Raw genomic sequence first — 25,112 nt, 5'->3', positions numbered from 1 at the left:
GCGGCGCTGTTTCTGGCAAAACGGGTCCTGACGCAACGCAGGGGAACGGTTTTATGGCACAGAAATTTGGGAACGGGCATCATCTGCATTTGATTGACGGCTCTGCGTTTATTTTTCGTGCGTATCACGCGTTGCCGCCGTTGACCCGCAAGTCGGATGGATTGCCTGTCGGGGCTGTCAGTGGCTTTGTGAATATGATGCAAAAGTATGTCGAGAATAATTCGGGGCCTGATTCTGCGACCCATGTTGCGGTGATTTTCGACAAGGGCAGTCATACGTTCCGGAATGATATGTATGATCAATACAAGGCCAACCGCGATGCTATGCCTGAGGATTTGCGTCCACAGATGCCGTTAACCCGCGAGGCGACGCGGGCATTTAACATTGCGTGTGAAGAGATCGAAGGTTTCGAGGCTGACGATATTATTGCGACGCTTGCCCATCAGGCGCGCAATGCGGGTGGTCGCGTGACCATTGTGTCGTCCGATAAGGATTTGATGCAGCTGGTGGGTGACGGCGTCGAGATGCTGGACCCGATGAAGAACAAGCGCATTGACCGTGATGGCGTGTTTGAGAAATTTGGTGTGCAGCCGGAGCGTGTTGTTGATGTGCAGGCGCTTGCCGGGGATAGTGTTGATAACGTGCCCGGTGCGCCGGGAATCGGGATCAAGACGGCGGCGTTGTTGATCAATGAATATGGTGATCTGGAGACATTGCTGGACCGTGCAGGTGAAATTAAGCAGCCCAAGCGACGCGAGAGCCTGATCGACAACCGTGCGCAGATCGAGTTGTCCAAGCGGTTGGTCAGCCTCGATTGCGAGATGGATTTGCCGTTTGATTTAGACAGTCTTGAGATCAGGGATCCTGTGGCGGATGATCTGTTGGCGTTTCTGGCAAAGATGGAGTTTCGCACGATTGTGAAGCGGGTCGCGGATCGTTTGGGGGCGAAGGCGCCCGAGATTGAAGCGCCTGTTGTTGCTGATGTTGAGGCAGTTCCGTTTGATCAGACGAAGTATGAGAAGGTTTCTGATGCTGCCGCGTTGCAGGTTTGGCTGGACCGGATTTATGCGCGTGGCTATGTGGCGGTGGATACCGAGACCACGGCATTGAACGAGATGCGCGCCGAGTTGGTGGGGGTTTCGTTGTGTGTTGAGGCGGGGCAGGCGTGTTATATTCCGCTGATCCATAAGGCAGCGGCGCAGGATGATCTGTTTGGCTCGGATGCCTGTGCGGATGGTCAGATGAATTTTGCTGAGTGTCTCGCGATGTTGAAGCCGATGTTGTGTGATCCGCAGATCATCAAGATTGGCCAGAACATGAAGTATGATGCCAAGATTTTTGCGCGCCAAGGTCTGGTGGTTGATCCGATTGATGACACGATGCTGATGTCTTATGCGATGCATGGCGGCTTGCATAATCATGGCATGGACCTGTTGTCCGAGCGTTATTTGGGTCATACGCCGATCCCGATCAAGACGCTTTTGGGAACTGGCAAGTCGATGATTACCTTTGACCGTGTGCCGGTTGACGAGGCGGTGAAGTATGCCGCTGAGGACGCTGATATTACGTTGCGTTTGTGGCAGATGTTTAAGCCGAAGCTGCATAAATCTGCGGTGACGACGGTTTATGAGACGTTGGAGCGACCGTTGGTGCCGGTGTTGGCGCAGATGGAAATGTATGGGATTAAGGTGGATCGTGATGCGTTAAGCCGTATGTCGAACGGGTTTGCGCAGAAAATGGCGGGCTTGGAGGATGAGATCCAGGAGCTGGCGGGGCGCAAGTTTAACGTGGCTTCGCCCAAGCAGTTGGGGGAGATCCTGTTTGACGAGATGGGTCTTGAGATGCCTGACGGCAAGAAGCCTTCGACCGGCAAAACGGGCGCCTATTCGACCGGTGTGGATGTGCTGGAAGATTTGGCGACATTGCACGATTTGCCGCGTCGTATTTTGGATTGGCGGCAGCTGGCGAAGCTGAAGTCGACTTATACCGATGCGCTACAGGAGCATATAAATAAGGATACGGGGCGTGTGCATACGTCGTATTCGATCGCGGGGGCGAACACGGGGCGTTTGGCAAGTACGGACCCGAATTTGCAGAACATTCCTGTGCGGTCTGAGGAAGGCCGGCGTATTCGTGAGGCGTTTATTGCGGATGACGGCAAGGTGCTTGTGTCGCTTGATTATAGCCAGATTGAGCTGCGGATTTTGGCGCATGTCGCGGGGATTGATGCGTTGAAGCAGGCGTTCAAGGATGGTGTGGATATTCACGCACAGACCGCGTCAGAGATGTTTGATGTACCGCTGGATCAGATGACACCGGAAATTCGTAGTCAGGCCAAGGCGATTAACTTTGGTGTGATTTACGGGATTTCCGGGTTTGGTTTGGCGCGTAATTTACGCATTCCGCGGGCCGAGGCGCAGGGATTTATTGACCGTTATTTCGAGCGGTTTCCAGGTATTCGCGACTATATGGACGCGACTGTGCAGTTTGCCAAAGACAATAATTTTGTGGAAACTTTGTTTGGTCGTCGCATCAATACGCCAGAAATTAATGCCAAAGGGCCGCAAGCGGGCTTTGCCAAGCGCGCAGCGATTAACGCACCAATTCAGGGCACGGCGGCGGATGTTATTCGCCGTGCGATGATCCGGATGCCTGCGGCGATTGTGGGCATAAACGCCAAGATGCTATTGCAGGTCCATGATGAATTGATTTTTGAAGTGGCCGAAGATGAGGCGAGCGCATTGATTGATGCGGCGCGTGATGTGATGGAAAACGCGGCTGATCCCGCGGTGAAGTTGGATGTGAAGTTGTCGGTTGATGCAGGGCAGGGCAAGAATTGGGCACAGGCGCATTGATGTGAAAAAGGGCAGGAAATGATCCTGCCCTTTGACGTTTAGTTGACCGGTTTTTCGATCAGGTTCGCATCGGATTTGCGCGATTGTTTGATTTCGATGCGGCGCGGTTTCAGGGCTTCGGGTACTTCGCGGGTCAGGTCGATGTGAAGCATTCCGTGTTCGTGGGTTGCACCTGTAACGCGCACATGGTCAGCCAGATGGAAGCGTCGCTCGAACGCTCGCGTGGCGATGCCACGGTGCAGGTAGGTTTTGCTGCTCTCGTCTTCGTCGGCTTTGCGCGCAGTGACGTGCAAGTTGCGATCCTTTACCTCGATGGCGAGGTCGTTATCTACGAAACCTGCGACGGCTAAAGAGATGCGCCAAGCGTCGTCATCCGTCTTTTCGATATTGTAAGGCGGGTAGGTGGCAGTGCCTGCGTCAGCGGCAAGTGTCCGGTCCAGCATGTCGGCAATTTGGTCAAAGCCAACGGTGGCGCGGTAGAGCGGTGTTAAGTCAAAGTTACGCATAGTGGTCATCCTTTATCAAGCGATAACAAGTGTTTGACGCGCCGAGATTGGCCGCGCCGTCAATTGCGGACCCGTATTTGGCGTCCGTATCAATGATGTGGGGATGGTATGTTTTGGTTTCAAGACCTGTCAGGGCCTGACGAATTTCGCTCCGGTTTCGGTGCGCTGTCCGCCGGTGACGATTTTGCGTCCTGTGCCTGTGCTGGCGGTTTTGAACATGGCGAGCAGTGCGGCGAGCGGTTCTTGTAGCGAGGTGCCGATCGAGATCTGCTGTCCGTCCACATCGGCCATCGCTGAAACCACGGAGACGATTTTTGGAGCGCCATCTTGCATGATGAAAACCGGCGCGCCAGAGGAGCCAAAGGCGATGTCGCAGCTCATGAGGATCACGCCTGATTGCCGTCCTGTAACTTCGCAGACTTCTTGCAGGCTGGCGGCATTTGCACGGTCGCGTCCGTAGGAAACCACGCCGATTTGGTCGCCCGTTTGCGGTTTTGCTGCGATGGCATAGGGGAGGATGCGGCCATTGCGGATGGGTTGGTCGAGTTCCAGAATTGCAATGTCGTGGGCGACTTCGGAGGTGTCTGTTGACGGGCCCGAGTGGTCGTAGTCGGGGTGAGCAAGAATGCGCGTGATGCCGCGCGAGGCTTCTGCGCGCCCGTCGCGCAAGCCCGCTTCAAAGATGAACCGGTCGGGGCTAATGGCGGTGCCGTCTGTTTCGAACAGGCAGTGGGCCGCGGTGAGAATCAGTTTGCTTTGGATCAGGGAGGCCGTGCAGAACCCTTTGCCAGTGATATCGAGCCTGCCGACGCCTTCCCAGCCACGGCTGTCGTTGCGTGTTTCCAGCGTCACAAGCGCGCTGTTTTGGGCGCAAAGCTGTGTGCCAAGCAGGGCAAGGAGAATGGCCAGAAAACGCATGTGTTACCTCAAGGTTGCGGTGCTTATAGTGCATCGCTTGCGGCGACATTATGGCATTAACGCAGGATTGGCACCTGTGGTTTTGAATTTTTTATTGGGCGAAGTGCGGGTGGTTTGGGGCCGCCAGTTGCCCAGTCGAGAAGTTCGACAGTGTGGACGATGGGCGTGTCTGTGCCAGAGCCGATTTGCATCATGCAGCCGATGTTGCCTGCCGCGATGATGTCGGGGGTGAGGGCGTTGAGGGTTTGGAGTTTGCGGGTTTTGAGCTGCTTGGAAATTTCGGGCTGCATGAGGTTGTAGGTGCCTGCCGAGCCACAGCATAGGTGGCTGTCTGCGGGTTCAAGGACGGTGAAGCCTGCGCGGCGCAGCAGGTCTTTGGGGAAGGTTTTGATTTTCTGGCCGTGTTGTAGCGAACAGGCGGCATGGTAGGCGACGCGGATGTTTTTTTCGTCGCCTTCGGGCAGGTCGAGTTTCATCAGGACTTCGGAGACGTCCATGGCGATGGCGCTGACCCGTGCTGCGTCGGCGGCGAGGTCAGTGTTGGCGAACATGTGCCCGTAGTCTTTGACTGTTGTCCCGCAGCCGGATGTGTTGATCACGATGGCGTCCAGCCCTGCGTCCATTTCAGTGGTCCAAGCGCGGATGTTTTTCGCGGCGGTGGCATGGCTCTCAGTGTCTTTGCCCATGTGGTGGGTCAGTGCGCCGCAGCAGCCTTGGCCTTTTGGGATCACGACTTCGGCGCCGAGGCGGGTCAGCAGCCGGATTGTGGCGTCGTTGATGTCGGTGTTCAGGGCGCGTTGCGCGCAGCCTGTCATCAGGGCGACGCGCATCTTTTTATCGGCGACATGGAAGGTTTGCGGGTCGTCGTTGCGCGAGACTGGCGGGATGGTTTTCGGGGCCATTTCCAGCATGGCGCGCAGGCGTGGGTCGGGGATAAAGCGTGCGAAGGGGCGGGTTATTTTTGCGCCAAGTAGCGCTATGCGGAAGCGCGTGGGATAGGGCAGGATGCGGGCGAGAACCCAACGCAGGGCGCGGTCAGAGAGCGGGCGTTTGTAGTTTTTCTCGATATAGGAGCGCGCGTGATCGACGAGGTGCATATAGTGCACGCCTGACGGGCAGGTGGTCATGCACGCGAGGCAGGACAGGCACCGGTCGATGTGAAGCACGGTTTTGGCGTCGGGTGTGCGCTGGTTTTCGAGCATATCTTTGATCAGGTAGATGCGCCCGCGTGGGCTGTCGAGTTCATCGCCGAGCACTTGGTAGGTCGGGCAGGTGGCCGTGCAAAAACCGCAGTGCACGCAGGCGCGTAGGATGTCGTTGGCGCCTTTTGTTGCGGGGTCTGTCAGTTGCGCGGGCGTGAAATTGGTTTGCATTAGGACATGATCCCCGTGTTCAGGATATTTCTCGGGTCGAATTTGGCGCGCAGCCCTGCGGTGATGGCGGCGATTGGTGCGGGTTCGGGGTGGAAGGTTTGGCCTGTACCACGGATCAGGGTGGCGTGGCCTTGCGTGGTTTGCATCTGTGCGCGCAGGTCGTGGCCTTTGGGGGTGAGTGCCCAGATGAGCCCGCCGCCCCAGTCGTATTGCAGGGCAGTTGCGCCCAAGGATGCGCCAAGTGTGGCCGCAATAGAGGGCTTCACGGAGATGCGCCATACGTCGCCGGCTTGGTTGGCGAAAGCGGTCACGTCGCGGATGTCGGTCCAGGTGTCGTCTGATTTGGAGAGGGTGCCGAAAGGCGCGAGCCGTTTTGTGAGTTCTGCGGCGCGGTAATCGACGGAGGCGGCGAACCCTTCGAGGCGCAGGGATGTCGTGGCGGTTGCGGGGTCGTGGGCGGCACCTGTGACCTCGAAGGGGGATCCGAGTGCGGCGGAGAGTGCTTTGATGGCTGTCTCGTCGTCGAGGTTTTTGAGCGTGTAGGTGGCGGTGGTTTCGACGTTTGGGAGGACTTTGAGCGAGACTTCGGTGAGGACGCCCAATGTGCCGTAAGCGCCGGACATGAGTTTTACGAGGTCGTAGCCTGTGACGTTTTTCATCACGCGCCCGCCGTTTTTAATGATGTTGCCTGACCCGTCGACAAAGCGCACGCCGAGCATGAAATCACGCGCTGCACCAACGGCGATGCGGCGGGGGCCAGAGGTGTTGGTTGCGATGACGCCGCCGATTGTGGGGGTGCCTGTGGTGCCGAGCAGCGCGCGGTGGTCCATCGGCTCGAATGCCAACCGTTGATTTTGGGCGGCGAGGGTGGTTTCGATTTCCGAGATCGGCGTGCCGGATTTTGCGACGAGGGTGAGAGCACCCGGTTCATAGAGCGTGATGCCTGTGAGTTTTGCGGTGCTCAGTGGTGTGCCGGTGATCTGGCCGATGGGCCGTGTGCCGCCGCCTGTGATGTGCATCGGGCCGGTTGCGTCGCGGATGATTTGGGCCAGTTCGGGCTCGGATTGTGGTGTCACTGGGCGTTCTCTCTGCGGGATTTCGAGCTGTCGAGCGGGAAAACTTTGGCGGGGTTGAGCAGCCATTTGGGATCAAAGACGTCTTTGACGGACATTTGCGCGTGGAGGTCCGGCCCTGTGTATTGCACATGCATCAGGTCGCGTTTTTCGATGCCGACGCCGTGTTCGCCTGTGAGGCAGCCGCCGACTTCAACGCAGAGTTTCAGGATGTCGGCGCCCATGGCTTCGCATTTTTGTAAGTCGCCTTCTTTGTTGGCGTTGAACAGGATCAGCGGGTGCATGTTGCCATCGCCCGCGTGGAAGACGTTGCCCACATCAAGCCCGTATTCTTTGGAGAGTTCACCGATGCGTTTGAGAACAAAGGGAAGTTCCGAGACGGGGATGGTGCCGTCAAGGCACATATAGTCGTTGATTTGTCCCATCGCGCCGAAGGCAGATTTGCGGCCTAGCCAGATGCGCGCAGCTTCGTCGGCGGATTTGGCTTCGCGCAGTTCCACGGGGTTATGTTTGCGTGCGATGTCCATGATGAGGGCGAGTTGGGCGTCGATTTCGGCGTCTGACCCTTCGACTTCGACGATCAGCAGTGCTTCGCACATGGGGTAGCCTGCGTGGGCGAAGGCTTCTGTGGCTTCAATGCAGGGGCGGTCCATGAATTCGATGGCGACGGGCAACACGCCTGCTTTGATGATGTCGGTGACAACTTGGCCTGCGGTGACGGAATTGTCATAGCCCATGAGGACGGGGCGCGCGCCTTCGGGTTTGTGCAGGATGCGCAGGGTGGCCTCTGTGACGATGCCGAGTTGTCCTTCGGAGCCGCAGATCACGCCGAGCAGGTCAAGGCCGCCAGCGTCGAGATGTGCGCCGCCGATCTCGACGATGGTGCCATCCATCATGACCATTTTCACGCCCATCAGGTTGTTGGTGGTCACGCCATATTTCAGGCAATGCGCGCCGCCGGAGTTCATCGCGATGTTGCCTGCGATGGCGCAAGCGAGTTGGCTGGAGGGGTCGGGAGCGTAGAAGAAGTTGTTTTGTTCTACGGCGCCTGTGACCGAGAGGTTGGTGCGGCCTGTTTGCACGCGGATGTAGCGATCGGTGTAGTTGGTTTCCAGCACGTCGTTCATTTTGGCGACGCCGAGGATAACGCTATCGGCGGTGGGTAATGCGCCGCCTGCAAGTGATGTGCCAGCGCCGCGTGGCACGACCGGCACGTTCAGATCAAAGCAGATTTTGAGGACGGCGGCGACTTGTGCGGTGGTTGAGGGCAAGACGACGCACAGTGGCTGGCAGCGGTAGGCGGTTAATCCGTCACATTCGTAGACGCGGGTTTCTATGGGGTCCGAGATCACGGCGTTTGCGGGCAGCACGGTCAGGAGTTCTGTCACAAGTTGTGCTTTGCGCGAGATCACGGTGGCGTTGGGGTGCGGCATATCCATCGATGATCTCCGTTCGGTTTATTTGTGATGAGGTACAACCGGTTTATATGTATGCGGGTTTTCGTTAGAGGTAGAGGTCATGAAATTTGATGGAGTTGAAAGATATATTTATCGTGAAAGTTATCATGCAGCTATGGGTAGGATGGGTTTTTAACCCGTCTTTCGTCCTTCGCGGAGCCATGCCGCGAGTGTGAGAAGGCCTGCAAGCAGCAAGAATGCCCAAGCGGGGAGGAGTGCTTTGATGCTGATGTCTGCCGTTTCAAAGCCTCCGCGTGGTGTTATCCCGATCCAGCCGCGTCCTGCCGCGGGTCTGCCTGCCCGCACTGTGCGCAGGCTAAAGTCGCCATCGTCGATGGTTAATATGCCGTTGCTGATGGGCGCGAGAGTGTCGCCGGTTGCGATCGTTTGTTCAAATTCACGCGGTGCTGCAGGGCCGAGTGCAAGTACGGTTTCGACGTCCCCTTCGCGCAATCGGTAAAGCCCCACGTCTGGGGCGTTCCAGAGGGCCTCGAACCGTCCCGGCGAGGTTTCTTCGAGGGTCAAAACAGTCTCGGTGCCGTCGGGGTGGATCACGGTTACGTCGCCGATGTCGTCTTCTAAGGTCCGCCTGATGATGCGCATGGTTTGGCCTGTGGCCTCGCCCCACAGCGCTTCTTCTTCGAGTTCGGGTTCTTTCATCATCCAGTGCGCAAGCCGGCGCAGCAGTTCGAGTTGCGGGCCGCCCCCTTCAAAGCCGCGATCCCAGAGCCATGATTGGTCGGACGTCATGAGGGCTACGCGGCCTTCGCCGATGCGGTCAAGGATAAGCAGCGGAAGGTCGTTGAGGCCCGACATCACGACCTTGGCTGTATCTGGCACAGTGACGCCGACCAAGCGGAACCAGCGGCCCCAAGCGGGGCCGTCCCCGTCCGCGTTTGGAGCGAAGTCTTGCAGTCCTGCGGTGACGGGGTGGCGTGCGCCAAGGTCGGTGATTTGCGGTGTGTAGCCTTCCTCGAACACCCGTGCGGTGGGGGCGCCGGGGAGGATTTCGCCAAGTGGTGAGCGGTAGATGCTTTCCGCGCCTCCGTATTCAGAGCCGGAAGAGATCAGCACTGCGCCGCCGTCCAGCACGTAGTCGCGGATGCTTTCAAAGTAGGCGGTGGGCAGGATGCCGCGTCGGCTGTAGCGGTCAAAAATGATCAGATCGAAGTCGTCTATTTTCTCTAGAAACAGTTCGCGTGTCGGGAAGGCGATGAGTGAGAGTTCATCTACAGGCACGCCGTCTTGTTTCTCGGGGGGGCGCAGGATGGTGAAGTGGACAAGGTCAACGCCTGCATCGGATTTCAGAAGGTTGCGCCATGTGCGTTCGCCTGCGTGGGGTTCGCCTGAAACGAGCAGAACCCGCAAGCGGTCGCGTACGCCGTTGATTTGCACAACGGCGGCGTTGTTACGGTCTGTCAGTTCGCCGTCCGCCATGGGCGTGTTGAATTGCACCACGTTCATGTCGCCGTGGGGCAGGTCGAGCGGGAGTTCGATGTCTTGGCCTGTGGGGACTTCAAAGCTTAACGGGGTGTCGCCGTCGATGGCGATGGACAGCGGGACCAAGGTGCCTGCATCCGGGCCTGCCCCTTGGTCGTCGATCCGCAGGGTGAGGGTCACGGTTTCGCCCAAGATCGCGAAGGCGGGAGCGTTGGAGACGATCAGGCGGCGGTCCCAGTCGGTGGGTTTGCCTGTCAGGAGTGTGTGGAAGGGGGCGGGCAGGTTGGGCGCGCGATCCATATCGTGGATGCGCCCGTCGGTAATGGCTATGATGCCTGCGATGCGCGCTTGTGGTTCTTCCGACAGAGCGGCGGTGAGGGCGGTCATCAGTTCGGTGCCGCTGTCACCTTCGCCATCGGGCACGGGGATGATGCGCAGGTCGGTGTTTGGGGTGCGTGCGATTTCGCGGCGTAGGTTTTCGAGGGCAGTGCTGGATTGCGTGGTGCGGTCGCTGAGGGATTGGCTGGCGCTTTCGTCCACCAGTGCGATCACGATGTCGCTTAGCGGTGCGCGGTCTTCGCGTTGCAGGGACGGGTTTGCGATAGCGGCGAGGATGGCGAGGGCAGAGAGGGCGCGCAGCCACCAGCCTGCGAGGCGTCGATATATGGCGAGTGCCACGCCGAGCGCCGCCAATGCTGCGACGAGATAAAGGCCGATCATGGGGATGGCCGGGTCGAAGATCAGGGTGTCGGTCATGGTTATTGTCCCAATCGGTCAAGCAGGGCAGGTACGTGCACTTGGTCGGATTTGTAGTTGCCTGTGAGCACGTGCATGATCAGGTTCACGCCAAAGCGTAAGGCGATTTCGCGTTGCCGTTCGCCTGCTGTGCCGCGCCCGACGGGGAACATGCTGTTGCCGTTGTCGTCGATGGCCCATGCGCGTGCCCAGTCGTTGCCGCCGATGACCACGGGGGTGACGCCGTCGTTGAGGTTGCGAAATGGCATACCCTCGGAAAGGTCGGAATTGATGGGGGCCGCTTCGACCCAGATGTCGCGGCTGGCGTAACGACCGGGGAAGTCTTGTAACAGGTAGAATGTGCGCGTCAGGACGTGATCGTCGGGAATTGGTTCAATTGCAGGAATGTCGAGGCCGCGTGCGATGGCTTGAAGTTTGCGCCCCTCCGGACTGCCCGAGCCAAAGCTGGCGGTGTCGGCGTCGCGGGTGTCGAACATGATCATACCGCCAGCGCGCAGGTAGCGGTTCAGTTTGCTGTATGCGTCGCGTGAAGGGAGTGCTTGGTCAGGGGTGACAGGCCAGTAGATGAACGGGAAGAAAGCCAATTCGTCAGTTTCGATGTTGACGCTTACGGGGTCGGCGGGTTCGATTGACGTGCGTTGGAACAGGGTGCGAGAGACGCCGCGCAGGCCAGCCTGTGCAATGTCGTCGGTGGTTTTGTCGCCTGTAAGGACGTGCGCGAGGACGACTTGCGAGGTGGCGGCGATGGCTTTTGCGTCATCACTTTGGGCCTGTGCGTCGGGGGTGAAGAGCATGAGCGCGATGAGAGCCGCGGCGATGTTGCCACGCGGACCGCGCAGGCGCCCGCCGACAAGCAGAGAGGCGATAATGTCGAGGGCGAGAAGGGTGAGGGCAGCGGTGAGGAGCCAGCCTTTGAGGGCGGTCTCACGGGTGGTTGTCAGCCCTTCGACGGGGATGCGGGCGGGCCATACGGCGGGTGAGAGGCTGGTGTCGGCGTCTATGACGTTGACGGCGATTTGTGCGTCGGGACCTGTGTAAAGGCCGGGGCGCAGGGTGGGGCTGGCGGTGCGCGTTGTGAGGAGTGCGCCGTCAATCCCTGCGAGGGCTTTGCCGTCTTGCAGCCGCCCGAAACCGTCGAGAACCGTGGCGGGAAGCCATGTCGTGCCTGCCAGATCGGTGGGGGCGGAGGTCGCGGCGCGGGTAGAGATCGCGAGGCGTTCTAGCATTTGAACGAAGAGGCCCGAGAGCGGCAAGGTGGACCATTCGGCGTTGGCGGTGACGTGGAACAGCACGACTTGCCCGAGGCCGAGCGTTTTGCGGGTGACCAGTGGTGTGCCGTCGGTCAGATCGGCGATGACGCGGTCAGCCAGATTGGGGTCGGGTTGTGCCATGACCTGTGCGGAGACGGTCACGTCGGTGGGGATTTGCAGGCCTGCGAAGGGAGAGGTTGCGTTGAAATCTGCGAGGGCTTTGGGTTCGCCCCAGCTCATTGCGCCGCCGACTGTGCGTCCGCCATCGCGCAGGCGCACGGGAAGGAGCGGGGCTTCGGATGAGCGGCCCAGATCGGATGCGGCGAGGCGTGGTCCTGCGAAACGCACCAGTAAACCGCCGTCTTCGACCCATTTTTGCACCGCCTCGGAGTCCCGGCCGCCGAGGGTTGCGACGTCGGCCAAAATAATCACGTCGGGATTGGCGAGGATGAGGTCGTTGATGGTGCCGTTGATCAGGTCGGCGGAGGGGGCCAAAGCTTCGCGCAGGTAGTGTAGGGGCGAGAGCAGGTCGAGAGCTTCGCGATTATCTGCGCCTGCGATCAGGGCGACCTTGCGGCGTTTCAGGCTGTCGTCGGTGAGGCTGACGGCGGCGGCAGAGCGTTGGCCTGTCAGTTCGAAACGTGTGACGCGGTTGCGCAGTTCGGGTGGCAGGACAAGGGCGGTTTGAGCGATGGGCGCGCCTGCATCGAACGTCAGGTCGATAGTTTGCAAGGGCCGTTCCACGCCTGCAGGGTCGAGGCCGATAGCCGTGAGGGGTATTGTGGCGCTGTTGCCCATGGGCGTGCGGATGGCCGAGACGATGATTTCGCCCTCTTCGTATGTGGGGGGGCGCAGGCCGTATGTCGTGCGCGGTGACTGGAAAACGCTGACGGGGCCGTGGGTCTCGAACGCGGTGAGCAGGTCGTCGCGCCCTGTCCAGTCGATGCCGTCAGAGAGCCAAAAGGTTTCAAAATCGCCGGTTTGGCTGGTGAGCCAGTCGGTGGCGGCGGTTGTGGGTTGCCAAGGTTGCGGCTGTAGGTTTGCCAGCCTGTCTTGCCATGTGGATGCGGCGGCAAAGGGGATTTCGCCTGTTGGCAGGTCCGCGAGGTTGACGATCGCGGTACGGCGATTGTTGCGGGATGCGTCGGAAAGGAGAGCGTCGATGCGGTCGGTTTTCGCGGACCATGTGGGTGCCCCTGCCCATGAGCCGTCGACGGCGATCACGAGATCACCGCTGCCTGATTTGACTTGGGATGGGTTGAGGACGGGGCCTGCGAAGCCGATGATCAGGGCGGCGATTGCGGTCAATCGCAAGAGGAGCAGCCACCAAGGGGTGCGGTCCGATTGGCTTTCTTTATCGGTCAGTCCGAGCAATAGCGCGACGCCCGGGAAGCGGCGTTTGATGGGCGCGGGGGGCACGGCGCGGAGGAGCAGCCAGAGGATTGGCAGGGTGATGAGCGCTGTCAGCAGCAGAGGTGCGGTGAAGCCGAGGGGGCCGAGTGTCCACATTATGCGCGCCTCGCGAGGGATTGGTAGAGCCACAGCAGCGCCGAGGTTGCTGGTGTGTTTGTGTGGTGTGTGTGGAATTGCCAGCCGGTTGTGCGGGCCAGATTTGCGAGAGCGTCTTTGCGTTCGGCGAGGCGGTCAAGGTAGCGGCTGCGCAGGTCGCCAGCTTGTAGAGTTTCGAAGTGCAAGTCGCCGCCCATAGATTGAAAAATGGTGCGGCCATGAAAGGGGAAGGCTTCTTCTTGCGCGTCGAGGACTTGGAGGAGTGCGCCGCGCACGCCGTTGTCGGCGGCTTTGTGCAGGGCGGTTTCGGTGCCTTTGATGTCGCCAAGAAAGTCGCTGATGAACACAGCGCGGGAGTAGGCGGGCATGGTGTTAGCACTGGGGGAGGCGTAATCCGCGCTGTCGTCCTCAGTGAGGATTTGCGCCATTTGGCGGATTTGTCCTGCGCCGCGTTTTGCGGGGAGGCGGGCGTCGGTGAGGCCGATCCGTTCACCGCCGCGGTCTAACAGGATAGCAGTTGCGAGTGCGAGTGTGCGTGCGCAGGCGGATTTGGTTTGGGTGTCGTCGTCGGAGGTGAAGGACATTGATGCGCTTTGGTCGACCCAAAGCAGGACGGTTTGGGCGGTTTGCCATTCTTTGTCGGCGACGAAATTCGTGTCTGCGCGGGCCGAGCGGCGCCAGTCGATTTGGCGCAGGTCGTCGCCCGATTGTGCAGCGCGGTATTGCCAGAATGTGTCGCCTGTGCCTGCGCGCCTGCGTCCGTGATCGCCCAAGATGATGGAGGACGCCAAGTGGTCCGCTTGTGCCAGAAGGGCGGGCAGCGGGTCGGAGAGGGTTTGGGCGTTGGCGCGAAGATTTGCGGCAGTTGTCACGCGGCGGCACCTTTGACGCGGGTGATGCTGGCCGCGATCGAGGTGATCAAGTCGGTCACGGTTTCGCCGCGTGCGCGGGCCGCGAAGGTGAGGGCCATGCGGTGTTCAAGAACGGGAACTGCCATGGCCATGACGTCTTCGGCCGATGGTGCGAGACGTCCGTCGAGGAGGGCGGCGGCGCGCACGGTCAGCATGAGCGCTTGGGCAGCGCGCGGGCCTGGGCCCCAGCTGACGGATTGGCGCACGGCTTCGGGGGCTTGCGCGTCAGGACGGCAGGCGCGGACCAGATCGAGGATCATTTCAACAATATTTTCGCCGACGGGCATTTGACGAAGGACCTGTTGTGCAGCGAGCAATTCATCGGCGGTGAAGACGGCGGTGGCTTTTTCTTCGACGGTGCCGGTGGTGGCGATCAGGATGTCACGCTCTGTTGCGCGGTCGGGGTATGGCACGTCGATTTGCACGAGGAAGCGGTCGAGTTGGGCTTCTGGTAGTGGGTAGGTGCCTTCTTGCTCGATCGGGTTTTGGGTCGCGAGAACGTGGAAGGGGTGGCCGAGGGGACGGTGTTGCCCTGCGATAGTCACTTCTTTTTCTTGCATGGCTTGTAAGAGCGCGGACTGCGTGCGGGGCGAGGCGCGGTTGATCTCGTCGGCCATCAGCAGTTGGCAAAATACAGGCCCTTCGACAAAGCGGAAGGCGCGGGAGCCGTCAGCATTGGTGTCGAGGATTTCGGAGCCGAGGATATCGGCGGGCATCAGGTCGGGCGTGAACTGGATACGGTTGCCATCTAGGCCCATCACGGTGGAAAGGGTGTCAACAAGACGCGTTTTGCCAAGGCCCGGCAGGCCGATCAAAACCGCATGTCCGCCGCAGATCAAAGCGGTCAATGTCAGGTCGACCACGCGAGGTTGTCCGATGAACCGTTTGCCAATGCTCTCGCGCGCTTGGCCCAATTTGGTGCCTAAAATTTCGATATCAGCCACCAGTTGATCGGGGTTTACCATGACAATGCTCCTGTTTCGCCTATATGCTTATAACAACAGATAATGCAGGTGACCCCAATGGCAAAACCAACGAGTGGACAAAAGATCGTGACACCGAGTGCGGAAAGCCTCGCAGCATCCGCGAGGGCCGTGAAAAAAGGCGGTTTGCCGCCTGTGCATTTATGGAATCCGCCGTTTTGCGGGGATTTGGATATGCGGATTGCACGGGATGGCACGTGGTTTTATCTCGGCACGCCGATTGGCAGGCCCGAGTTGGTAAAGTTGTTTTCGACGATTCTGCGTAAAGATGGCGACGATTATTTTCTGGTGACCCCTGTAGAGAAGGTCGGAATCACCGTGGATGATGCGCCGTTTGTGGCTGTGGATTTCAATTTGCGCGATGGGGTATTGGTGTTTGAGACTAATGTTGGCGATTTTGTTGAGGCGGGGCCTGACTGTCCGATCCGTGTTATGCGGGACGCGGAGACGGGCGAGCCTGCGCCTTATGTTTTGGTACGTGCAAATTTGGAGGCATTGATTGATCGTAAATCTTTTTACCGTTTGGTGGAGATTGGCGAGCGCGAAGAGGTGGATGGTGTGATGTGGTTTGGTGTGCGATCCAAGGGCGCGTTTTTTGGGATTATTCCAGCGGCGGAATTGGACGTATGAAGGCCTGTGCGAACCTGACGATGTTGTTCACCGAACTGCCGTTTTTAGAGCGGTTCGGCGCGGCGCGGAGTGCAGGGTTTGAGGCGGTCGAGGTGTTGTTTCCTTATGATGTCGCGGTGCCTGACATGTTGGATATGTTGGGGCGCAATGAGTTGCCACTGGCGTTGATCAACTGTCCGCCGCCGAATTATACGGGCGGCGAGCGTGGCTTTGCTGCGGTGGTTGGGTCGCGGTTTCAGCAGGATTTCAGACGTGCGGCGCGATACGCCAAGGCGCTGGGCGCGCAGCATTTGCATATTATGGCGGGGATTGCTGAAGGGGCCGAGGCGCGGGCGTGTTTTGTCGAGAATTTAAAGTGGGCGGCGGCGTTTGCGCCAGAGCAGAGCCTGACGATTGAGCCGATAAATCACGACGATATGCCGGGTTATTTTCTGTGTGACTTTGATGAGGCGAAGGCGATTATTTTAGAGGTTGGTGCGCCAAATGTGCGTCTGCAATTTGATGCCTATCATGCGCAGAAAATTTCGGGTGACGTGATGGCGGCGTGGAAGCTTGTGCGTGATGTTGTGGTGCATGTGCAGGTGGCCCAGACGCCTGATCGGAGTGCGCCTGATCAGGGTGACATTGATTATGCGGCGTTCTTTAAGCTGTTGAAAAGGGACGGTTACAAAGGTTGGATCAGCGGAGAATATACCCCCGCTGGCCGCACTGAAAAGTCGCTTGCGTGGATCAAGTGATTATTGATTGGCGAGGCTTTGGGCCAGGCGCATAAGTTGTACAGCCTCGGAGCGGTAGCCGAAATTGTCTGGGCCACGGTTGGCGTTGGCAAGGTCGATGGCGGCGGCGTAGTTCCAATCGCCCAAGTAGTCAGAGCCGCGCAGGAGTTGGCCAAACCCTGCGATTGAGGCCGCGAATTTAGCATCGAAGTTTGCGGGCTCTGTGCCAGTGATTGGCAATTCGATCAGTTTGCTGATGTTTTCGGATGGGTTTTTGTAGCGCAATTTGAGGAATCCGAATTCGTCATTTTCTGCGCTGGTTTCAGGACTGCCATAGCGCAACGGGTCGCTGAGTTGGGCGGGGCTGCCGTTCGGGGTGATTTCGTAAATTGCGGTGACGGTGTGGCCGGCGCCGAGTTCGCCTGCGTCGATAGCGTCGTTGTTGAAATCTTCGCGGCGTAAGGCGCGGGTTTCATAGCCGATGAGGCGGTATTCTGCGACCACCGCTGGATTGAATTCGACTTGCACCTTCACGTCGCCTGCAATGGGGAACAGCGCGCCGGAAAGTTGATCGACAAGCACTTTTTGTGCCTCGGAGAGCGTGTCGAAGTAGGCCGCGATGCCGTTGCCGTTTTGGGCGAGTGATTGCATGGTCGCGTCATTGAGGTTGCCGCGCCCGAACCCAAGCACGCTAAGGTAGGTGCCGCTGTCGCGCTTGGTCTCGATAAAGGTTTTGAGTGCATCGGCGTCGTTGATGCCGACATTAAAATCGCCGTCTGTGGCGAGGATGACGCGGTTGACTTCGCCGTCTTGCGCCATGGTTTGTGCTGTGGCGTAGGCTTGTTCCAGTCCGCCTTGGCCGTTAGTAGACCCGCCTGCGCCCAAGGACGAGATCGCTTGCAAGATTGTGGTCCGGTCGGAAGCCGAAGTTGGCGCAAGGACTTGGCCCGCCGAGCCTGCGTATTCCACGATTGCGATTTGATCTTCGGCGCGGAGTTGGTCGAGCATGAGCCGGAAGGATTGTTTCAGCAGGGGCAGTTTATTGATGTCTGACATCGAGCCGGAGGTGTCGATCAGAAACACGAGGTTCAGCGGCGGGCGATTTGCGGTCTCGGGCATTTGCCCCTGAATGGCGATGTGCAGAAGTTGCGTGTCGGGGTTCCACGGGGTTTGCATCATGGAAACGGTGGGGCGGAAGGGGGCTTCGCCTGCCTCCGGACCTGCATAATCGTAGGGAAAGTAGTTGATCAGTTCTTCGATCCGCACGGCATCGGGGGACGGCATGACGCCACGGTTCAGGTCCGAGCGAATGAGGCTATAGCTGGCGGTGTCTACGTCGATGGAAAAGGTCGAGACCGGTTCTTCGGACGTGATTTTCACAGGGTTCGCTGCGACATTGGCAAATTCTTCTGAGGAGTCGAGTGCTGGTTGTGCTGTGTCTTCTGCAGCCGGTTCTCTGAACGTTTGAGCTGGTTGCATGATCTCATCCATCGCGACACCTTCATTCGCAATCGGGGCTACTGCGTTTTGGGTGCGTTGCAAGGTGTTGGCTGGCGCAGCAGGCATCGCGTTTGGAGCCACAGCTACGGGTTCGATGATCCGCCCCATCGGGATTGGCGGGGGTTGCATCAGGTCGCCACCAGATGCCATGTCGACAACGTCTTCGCGTGGTGCGGCGAGTTCGTTTTGCAACGCGTTGGATTTTTCGCTGGCGTCCTGAAAGGGCATCGGTCTTCGCAGCAGATCTTGTCCGGCTGGTGTCATAAACATAAAGCCGCAGGCAACAAGCGCAGTTGTCGCGGTCAGGCCGCCTTTTGTGGTGAGAGTTTTCAGCATGGTTTTAGCTCCTGTCCAAAGGGCGTTTTGCCCGTTTGCAGAAGTTTGACGCGCGTGATTTGCGGTTCCTTGGAGGGCGGCAAAGTTTTTTTGTGCGAGCGCCAGATTGTCCGCGCGCCGTGTTTCGTTGGCTTTGGGTGTTGCGGCGTTCATGGCTGATTTGAGATCATTCAGGTCATCTGTCATGATGCGTCCTCGCTGGCTTTGAAGTCTTTGAGACGTTTTTTGGCCTCGGATATGCGCCACGAAATTGTGCCTTCGGAGACATTGAGAATATCGGCGGCTTGCGCGTGGGTCATGTCATCGAGGATCAGCGCGAGTGTGTCGCGCAGGTCGTTGTTGAGGGTGCCCATAGCGGTTGTGAGCCAGTCATGTTTTTCGGTGTCTTCTGCGGCGGAGGCGGTGCGGTTCAATTCCCAATCGCCCCAGCCTGTGGTGGCTTTCACATAGGTGGCGCGTTTGCGGCGGCGGTCGTGGGCGGCGTTCACGGCGACGCGGTAGAGCCATGTGGTGACTTTTGCGCGGCGTTGGTAGGATTTGAGTTTTGCAGGCAGGGCGGCGCAGATGTCTTGGGTCAAATCCTCTGCCTCGGAGCGCGTGCCTGTCATCCGGAAACAGAAAGCGAATAACCGGTCGTAGTGCCGGTCAAGCAGGCATGCAAAAGCGGCCCCGTCACCAGAGGCTGCCGCAAATGCCAAGTCTTCGTCTGTGGTTGTCATACGCATGATAGTGGTTTGACGTCGTGGCCGCGCCGATCCTTGGCGCGGCCACCAAATAAATTAAACAGAGGTGCAGATGTACTTCATTTCCATGTAGTCATCCATGCCGTGGCGGCTGCCTTCGCGCCCCAGACCGGACTGTTTCACGCCACCGAAGGGTGCGACTTCGGTAGAGATGATGCCCGTGTTCACGCCAACGATGCCATATTCAAGGGCTTCGGCGACTTTAGTGACGCGCGACAGGTCTTTGGCGTAGAAGTAGGATGCGAGGCCAAAGATGGTGTCGTTGGCGAGCGCAATCACATCGTCTTCGTCTTCGAATTTGAAGAGCGGCGCGAACGGGCCAAAGGTTTCGTCGACGCTGACCATCATGTCTTTGGTCGCACCTGTGACGATTGTTGGCTCATAGAACAAGCCGCCAAGCGCGTGAGGTTTGCCGCCTGTCAGGACAGTGCCGCCCTTGGACAGCGCGTCGGCGAGGTGTTCTTTTACCTTTTCGACGGCTGCGGGTTCAACAAGCGGGCCGAGGGTGATGCCGTCTGACAGGCCGTCACCCACCCGTAGGGCCTCGACCGCGACTTTTAGTTTTTCGGCGAAGGCATCGTAAACGCCAGCTTGCACGTAGATCCGGTTGGCACAGACGCAGGTTTGGCCGTTGTTGCGGAATTTGCAGGCGATTGCGCCAATGACGGCCTCATCCAGGTCCGCGTCGTCGAATACGATGAAGGGCGCGTTGCCGCCGAGTTCCATCGAGCATTTCATCACTTGGTCAGCGGCTTGTTTCAGCAGGATGCGGCCGACTTCGGTGGAGCCTGTGAACGAGAGTTTGCGCACGATCGGGTTTTCGCAGAATTCTTTGCCGACGTCGGATGATTTGGTGGAGGTGACGACGGAGAGCACGCCTTTTGGAAGGCCCGCTTGTTCGGCGAGTTTCGCCATAGCGAGGGCTGAAAGTGGTGTGAGTGAAGCGGGGCGCACCACGAAGGAGCAGCCAGCGGCCAGCGCCGGGGCCACTTTGCGTGCGATCATGGCGTTGGGGAAGTTCCATGGTGTGATCGCGGCGGCGACGCCGATTGGTTGGCTGATCACGGTGATGCGTTTGTCCGCCATGTGGCCGGGGATGGTTTCGCCGTAGTTGCGTTTTGCCTCTTCGCCGAACCATTCGATGAAGGATGCGCCATAGGCGACTTCTCCACGGGATTCGACCAAAGGTTTGCCCTGTTCGGCAGTCATGATGATGGCGAGGTCTTCTTGGTTTTCCATCAAAAGGTCGAACCATTTGCGCAGCACTTTGGAGCGTTCTTTGGCGGCGAGTGCGGCCCATGCTTTTTGGCTGCCGGCTGCGGCGTCGATGGCCGTCGCGATTTCAGAGCGGTCCAGATCGGCGACGACCGCGATCACGTCACCGCGTGCAGGGTTGGTGACTTCAAAGGTTTTGCCGCTTTTGGCGTTAACCCAATTGCCGCCGACGAAAGCCTGCGTACAAAGCAGATCGGGGTTCTTGAGCAGCGACTTGAGGTCTGTTGTTTTGTCTAACATCTGGTGTCTCCTATGGGTTGCGCGCATCTGAACAGCCTAGCATGATATGGTAAAGGGTGGAATTCAGCGGAGGCGTATAAATGGACATGGATGACCGGTTTTCGAACGGGGCATATATTGCGGATGGTGATGCGTATCCTGACAAATGGGCGGGCTTGGCTGCTGCGTTTCGCAAGCGGGTAAAATGCGATCTGGATCTGTCATACGGCGAGAGCGCGCGACAGGTTTTGGACATTTTTCACCCTACGCTGACTGCGACCCAAGAACCGAAAGGTTTGGTCATGTTTGTGCATGGCGGGTATTGGCTGGCGTTTGACAAGTCGTACTGGTCGCATCTGGCAGCGGGGGCGTTGGCGCGTGGCTATGCGGTTGTGATTCCGTCGTATGATTTGTGTCCTAGTGTGGGGATTCCGGACATAACAACGCAAATTATCAAGGCAGCACAGTTTTCGGCAGATCTTGTGCAGGGACCTTTGCGTTTTACGGGGCATTCAGCGGGCGGGCATTTGGTGGCGCGATTGGCGGGGATGGACTGGAGGGGGCGGTTAAAGCGCGTGCTGCCGATTTCGCCTGTCACGGATTTGAAGCCGCTGTTGCAGACCAAAATGAACGCCACTTTGCAGTTGGATCTGGCGACGGCGCGGGCGCACAGTCCTATTCATATGGCAAGGCCAGATGTACCTGTCACGGTTTGGGTTGGCGCAGACGAACGGCCTGTTTTTATCGAGCAAGCGGGTGAATTGGCAAGAGCCTGGGGGTGTGATGTGGTGCAGGCGAACGGTGCGCACCATTTTAATGTCATTGAGCCGCTGGCCGACCCCGACAGCGCGATTTGTAAAGCGTTGTTTAGCTGAAGCGGCGGGCGTAGCAGGGAGGGTCCTCGAACGGGGTTGAGCGGGCAGCGAAGACACCGCGTGCAATGGCACGGGCCATGCAGGTTGCGGCGGCATGACCAAGGTAGATCAGATCGTCACATGTTTTATCACCGTTTGAGGCGGCAAATATCAAGTCACCGTCCATTGGCGTATGGCTGGGCACGAGCGCGCGAGCAAATCCATCGTGGGCTGAGGTGGCTAATCGGGTGCATTGGGCTTGGGTCAGATGCGCATTTGTGGCGATGATGCCGATGGTGGTGTTGCGCCCGTGTCCCTTTGTGATGGGGCGGCCGCGTGGATAGCCAAGGGCAGGGCCGAGGTTGCCGAATTCGCCAGCAAATTCGAAGGGTGCGGCCCAGAAGTGCGGGCTGTCGCCGACGGTGGCGGAGCCGAGCGCGTTGACTGCGACGAGTGCGCCGACGATCACGCCATTGGGCAGGGTCATTGAGGCCGAACCTAATCCGCCTTTGAGATTTGCGGTAGTTGCACCAAATCCTGCGCCAGATGTGCCAATGTCGAAACCGGTTGCCGCGTTGGCATAGGCGTCGCGTCCGAGGGCATTGTAGGGGTTTTGGGTCCAGTCTTTGTCGCCGCCGTTGAGCAGATCGAACAAGATTGCGGCGGGGACGATGGGGACGGTCACTGGGCCGACTGCGAAGCCGCGACCGTCAGCGCGTAGGGCGTCGGTGACGCCAGAGGCGGCGTCGAGCCCGAATGCGCTGCCGCCTGACAGCACAAGTGCGTCGACGGCTTCGACGGTTTTGTCTGGCGCGAGGAGATCGGTTTCACGGGTGCCCGGTGCGCCGCCCATGACATGCACTCCGCAGGTGAATGGCGCGTTGGCGGTCAGCACTGTGACGCCAGATTTTAGGGTTGCGTCATGGGCGTTTCCCACCCGAAATCCGGTGACATCGGTGATCAGGTTTTGCATTAGACGTCGACCACATAGGGGCCGAGGTAGGTGAGCGTGTCGGTGTGGCCCAGTACGTAGGGGAAGCCGCCGAATGCGTCTTCGGTGATGATGATCAGCGTGTTGGCGCCGTGCATTTTTGAGACTGTGTGGCTGACGTCTTCTGGGGAGAGGAAGTCGCTGAGGCGGGCTTGGGCGTTTTTGAAAGCGACTTCGACGAAGCCCGTGTCGATAAATGCGCCCGGTTGGTCGATGGTGATTTGTTCGGGGTTTTCGCCGTCGGTGTGGAAACAGTAGGCTATAGCGGCATCGTGGTCGATGAAATCGCCGCATAGCAGATGCAGGCGCAGTTTATTGTCGGGTAACGCATGGGGCAGCTCTGGTTCGGGTATGCGTTTGAAGTAACTTATGAATTTTCTAAGAACCGACATTGGTGTCCTGTGGGATTTGATGCGTTTGGCGCTAGGGTGCACCCGATGTGGGGCGCTGTCACGCTGAAATCGCTTGTTTGGATTTTGAATTGGGCCTAACGCTGTGGGTGAGCACGTGACGATGGCGTCGTCGCAGATGGGAAGCATCGCTTGGCAGAGATGCCTTCGTCCTGAACGCCGGGACCTTTCGGGGTCTGCACATCAGCCCCATTTTGCGTGAGGTCTGATCTATGACTACCCGTCCACAGTTTTACCGTTTCCATCAAGGCGCCGAAGTGTTGCCGTTTGCGCCGTCTGAATACGAGGCGCGCCTGACCGGCTTGCGCAAGATTATGGCAGATCAGGGCGTGACGGCTGCCGTTTTCACGTCGATGCATAACATCGCGTATTATTCCGGTTTTCTGTATTGTGCGTTTGGTAGGCCTTATGCGCTGGTCGTGACGCCGACCGAGAGTGTCACGATTTCAGCGGGCATTGATGCAGCGCAGCCGTGGCGTCGCAGTTATGGTGATAATATCACTTATACCGATTGGGAGCGTGACAATTATTGGCGTGCGATTGTGTCGGTTGCTGGCGTGGCTGCGGTTGTTGGTATGGAGGGCGATCATCTGACGCTGGTGCAGAGCCAGAAGTTGGAAGCGTTCATGCAGCCTAATCGGGTTGTCGATATTGCGCCTGCGACGATGGTGCAGCGTATGATGAAAAGCCAAGCAGAGTTGGATTTGATTCGCCATGGGGCGGCTGTGGCGGATGTGGGTGGCTTTGCTATTCATGATGCGGCCCGTGCTGGTGTGCGCGAAATTGATGTCGCGATGGCGGGGCGCGACGCGATGGAGTTGGAGATTGCCAAGCGTTTTCCCGATGCCGAGTACCGCGATACGTGGGTTTGGTTCCAGTCGGGGATCAACACGGATGGTGCGCATAATCCAGTGACCAGCCGTGTGTTGCAGCGCGGCGATATCCTGTCGCTGAATACGTTTCCGATGATTAGCGGCTATTACACTGCACTTGAGCGCACGATGTTTGTCGAGGAAGTTGACGATGCCAGCCTGAAGGTCTGGGAGGCCAATGTTGCGGCGCATGAATATGGCATGAGTTTGCTGGTGCCGGGGGCTGTGTGTTCCGAGGTGACCGCAAAGATCAACACGTTCTTTGAAGAGCGCGATTTGTTGCAGTATCGCACGTTCGGGTATGGCCATTCATTTGGTGTGCTGTCGCATTATTACGGGCGCGAGGCAGGGCTAGAGTTGCGCGAGGATATCGACACGGTGTTGGAGGAGGGGATGGTGATCTCGATGGAGCCGATGTTGACGATCCCCGAGGGGCAGGCCGGTGCTGGCGGATATCGCGAGCATGATATTTTGTTCATCACTGAGGATGGCAATGAAGATATTACCAAATATCCTTATGGTCCGGCGTATAATATCATATCGTGATCACAAAAATGTGGGGGCGTGTATGTCACGTCCCTGTAATTTTCGTCTCTGGGTAAGCGGGTTTCTTTGCAACTGGCGCTGTGACTGCTATTGAGGGTGAAATTTACCAATTAAGTGGCTATCTGATATGATGAATTCGACACCTTTTTCGCGGCGTGCTTTCGTCGTTATGTTGTTGGGCACAACGGCTGCCTGTGCGGCGACCGTACCCGACGTCGACATGCCTGCGCCGGTAACCTTTGATGACGGTTATGGCCCTATTTTCGATTCCGGTTACAATTTGCCCGGAATTCCATCCAACTTCACTCAAGGCATCAATCGCCGCATGACAGGCACTTATCTGGGCGAGCAACCGGCCAATACGCTTGACGTCGATCCCTATGCAAAGTTCCTATATCATGTGAAAGAGGGCGGCATTGCGGTTCGCTATCCGGTTGGCGTGGGGCGCGCGGGCAAGGCGTTTGCAGGCAACGGTGTGATCCAGATGAAGCGTAGATGGCCGGGCTGGACTCCAACTGCAAATATGTTGCGCACCGAGCCTGATATTTACGGCCCGTTCCGTCGCGGGATTCCGGGTGGACTTCGTAGCCCGCTTGGCGCTGCGGCGTTGTATCTTTATCGGAACGGTCGCGATACCTATTACCGGGTTCATGGCACGAACGATCTGGATTCGGTCGGTAACTCGGGCAGCGCTGGCTGTATCCGTCTGTTTAATCAGGATATGATTCATCTTTATAACGCTGTCGAGACAGGTATCAAGATTCACGTGCGGTCTGAGGCAGAGAGCCTGCGGGTTGATCCGGAGAATTACCTGCGCGGCGTGGAGTTGCCTGCGACCCGTGTCGATCCCGAAAAAATCTACGGCGAAGCTGCCTTGGCAAACGACAGACCGCCAGATTTTGATGCGGTTGACCCGAATGCGCCAATGGATGTTTCCGAAGTGCCACTATAAATCGCAAAAATTCACCCGCAACCAATTGGTTGCGGGT

20 protein-coding genes are annotated in these 25,112 nt (G+C 58.4%); 6 read left to right on the top strand and 14 right to left on the bottom strand.

The window, feature by feature from the left end:
• Window positions 1-53 precede the first annotated feature (53 nt).
• Window positions 54-2,855: a DNA polymerase I gene (gene polA, locus ACXLHR_RS12065; protein ID WP_458791676.1), complete on the top strand. Its 2,802-nt coding sequence runs from the start codon at window positions 54-56 to the stop codon at window positions 2,853-2,855.
• Between the two features lie 38 nt (window positions 2,856-2,893).
• Here the strand turns inward: polA and ACXLHR_RS12060 are convergent, their stop codons facing one another.
• The 9 genes from ACXLHR_RS12060 to ACXLHR_RS12020 all read right to left on the bottom strand — a co-directional run bounded on the left by ACXLHR_RS12060 (window position 2,894) and on the right by ACXLHR_RS12020 (window position 15,013).
• The gene (locus ACXLHR_RS12060; protein ID WP_458791675.1) at window positions 2,894-3,361 is read right to left on the bottom strand and encodes an Hsp20 family protein; all 468 of its coding nucleotides are present in this window, start codon (window positions 3,359-3,361) and stop codon (window positions 2,894-2,896) included.
• A gap of 129 nt (window positions 3,362-3,490) precedes the next feature.
• Complete coding sequence (locus ACXLHR_RS12055; RefSeq protein WP_458791674.1) at window positions 3,491-4,279, bottom strand: trypsin-like serine peptidase; 789 nt, start codon at window positions 4,277-4,279, stop codon at window positions 3,491-3,493.
• A gap of 56 nt (window positions 4,280-4,335) precedes the next feature.
• Window positions 4,336-5,652, bottom strand: coding sequence for a glycolate oxidase subunit GlcF (gene glcF / locus ACXLHR_RS12050; RefSeq protein ID WP_458791673.1), 1,317 nt, complete (start codon window positions 5,650-5,652; stop codon window positions 4,336-4,338).
• On the bottom strand, window positions 5,652-6,728 hold the full coding sequence (locus ACXLHR_RS12045) for an FAD-binding protein (RefSeq protein WP_458791672.1): 1,077 nt from the start codon (window positions 6,726-6,728) through the stop codon (window positions 5,652-5,654). Before ACXLHR_RS12045 ends, glcF begins: the two co-directional genes overlap by 1 nt.
• Window positions 6,725-8,164, bottom strand: a complete 1,440-nt coding sequence (locus ACXLHR_RS12040) for an FAD-linked oxidase C-terminal domain-containing protein (protein ID WP_458791671.1) — start codon at window positions 8,162-8,164, stop codon at window positions 6,725-6,727. The genes ACXLHR_RS12045 and ACXLHR_RS12040 overlap by 4 nt, the downstream gene beginning before the upstream one ends.
• 150 nt (window positions 8,165-8,314) lie before the next feature.
• A complete protein-coding gene (locus ACXLHR_RS12035) occupies window positions 8,315-10,378 on the bottom strand; it encodes a hypothetical protein (RefSeq protein WP_458791670.1) in 2,064 nt (687 codons plus the stop codon).
• A 2-nt stretch (window positions 10,379-10,380) separates the two neighbouring features.
• Window positions 10,381-13,137: a DUF4159 domain-containing protein gene (locus ACXLHR_RS12030; RefSeq protein ID WP_458791669.1), complete on the bottom strand. Its 2,757-nt coding sequence runs from the start codon at window positions 13,135-13,137 to the stop codon at window positions 10,381-10,383.
• Window positions 13,137-14,009 (bottom strand): DUF58 domain-containing protein, encoded by an 873-nt coding sequence (locus tag ACXLHR_RS12025; protein WP_458791668.1) that lies wholly within the window; start codon window positions 14,007-14,009, stop codon window positions 13,137-13,139. Before ACXLHR_RS12025 ends, ACXLHR_RS12030 begins: the two co-directional genes overlap by 1 nt.
• Window positions 14,006-15,013, bottom strand: a complete 1,008-nt coding sequence (locus ACXLHR_RS12020; RefSeq protein WP_458791667.1) for an AAA family ATPase — start codon at window positions 15,011-15,013, stop codon at window positions 14,006-14,008. The genes ACXLHR_RS12025 and ACXLHR_RS12020 overlap by 4 nt, the downstream gene beginning before the upstream one ends.
• A gap of 57 nt (window positions 15,014-15,070) precedes the next feature.
• Here ACXLHR_RS12020 and ACXLHR_RS12015 point away from each other — a divergent pair, with 57 nt between their 5' ends.
• Together ACXLHR_RS12015 and ACXLHR_RS12010 are read left to right on the top strand one after the other, a co-directional pair.
• On the top strand, window positions 15,071-15,661 hold the full coding sequence (locus ACXLHR_RS12015) for a DUF1285 domain-containing protein (protein WP_458791666.1): 591 nt from the start codon (window positions 15,071-15,073) through the stop codon (window positions 15,659-15,661).
• Window positions 15,658-16,398 (top strand): hydroxypyruvate isomerase family protein, encoded by a 741-nt coding sequence (locus tag ACXLHR_RS12010; protein ID WP_458791665.1) that lies wholly within the window; start codon window positions 15,658-15,660, stop codon window positions 16,396-16,398. Before ACXLHR_RS12015 ends, ACXLHR_RS12010 begins: the two co-directional genes overlap by 4 nt.
• Here ACXLHR_RS12010 and ACXLHR_RS12005 read toward each other — a convergent pair whose 3' ends face one another.
• From ACXLHR_RS12005 to ACXLHR_RS11995, 3 genes are read right to left on the bottom strand one after another with little or no spacing between them, the layout of a single operon-like run.
• Window positions 16,399-18,399 carry a vWA domain-containing protein gene (locus ACXLHR_RS12005; RefSeq protein WP_458791664.1) on the bottom strand — a complete coding sequence of 667 codons (2,001 nt, stop codon included), beginning with the start codon at window positions 18,397-18,399 and terminating at the stop codon, window positions 16,399-16,401.
• On the bottom strand, window positions 18,396-18,932 hold the full coding sequence (locus ACXLHR_RS12000) for an RNA polymerase sigma factor (protein ID WP_458792539.1): 537 nt from the start codon (window positions 18,930-18,932) through the stop codon (window positions 18,396-18,398). The genes ACXLHR_RS12005 and ACXLHR_RS12000 overlap by 4 nt, the downstream gene beginning before the upstream one ends.
• A gap of 60 nt (window positions 18,933-18,992) precedes the next feature.
• Window positions 18,993-20,471 (bottom strand): NAD-dependent succinate-semialdehyde dehydrogenase, encoded by a 1,479-nt coding sequence (locus tag ACXLHR_RS11995; RefSeq protein WP_458791663.1) that lies wholly within the window; start codon window positions 20,469-20,471, stop codon window positions 18,993-18,995.
• 80 nt (window positions 20,472-20,551) lie between these two features.
• Between ACXLHR_RS11995 and ACXLHR_RS11990 the strand changes: the two genes are divergently transcribed.
• Window positions 20,552-21,325, top strand: a complete 774-nt coding sequence (locus ACXLHR_RS11990; protein WP_458791662.1) for an alpha/beta hydrolase — start codon at window positions 20,552-20,554, stop codon at window positions 21,323-21,325.
• Here ACXLHR_RS11990 and ACXLHR_RS11985 read toward each other — a convergent pair.
• On the bottom strand, window positions 21,318-22,277 hold the full coding sequence (locus ACXLHR_RS11985; RefSeq protein ID WP_458791661.1) for a P1 family peptidase: 960 nt from the start codon (window positions 22,275-22,277) through the stop codon (window positions 21,318-21,320). The genes ACXLHR_RS11990 and ACXLHR_RS11985 overlap by 8 nt on opposite strands.
• On the bottom strand, window positions 22,277-22,687 hold the full coding sequence (locus ACXLHR_RS11980) for a hypothetical protein (protein WP_458791660.1): 411 nt from the start codon (window positions 22,685-22,687) through the stop codon (window positions 22,277-22,279). The genes ACXLHR_RS11985 and ACXLHR_RS11980 overlap by 1 nt, the downstream gene beginning before the upstream one ends.
• A gap of 230 nt (window positions 22,688-22,917) precedes the next feature.
• Here ACXLHR_RS11980 and ACXLHR_RS11975 point away from each other — a divergent pair, with 230 nt between their 5' ends.
• Together ACXLHR_RS11975 and ACXLHR_RS11970 are read left to right on the top strand one after the other, a co-directional pair.
• Window positions 22,918-24,123 (top strand): M24 family metallopeptidase, encoded by a 1,206-nt coding sequence (locus tag ACXLHR_RS11975; protein WP_458791659.1) that lies wholly within the window; start codon window positions 22,918-22,920, stop codon window positions 24,121-24,123.
• Between the two features lie 127 nt (window positions 24,124-24,250).
• Entirely contained in the window at window positions 24,251-25,075 is an 825-nt protein-coding gene (locus ACXLHR_RS11970) for a L,D-transpeptidase (protein WP_458791658.1), read from the top strand.
• Window positions 25,076-25,112 lie beyond the last annotated feature (37 nt).

This window comes from Yoonia sp. MH D7 (assembly GCF_054439475.1).
The sequence above is the reverse complement of the archived record's forward strand: the minus strand, read 5'-3'. Positions and strand labels throughout refer to the sequence as shown.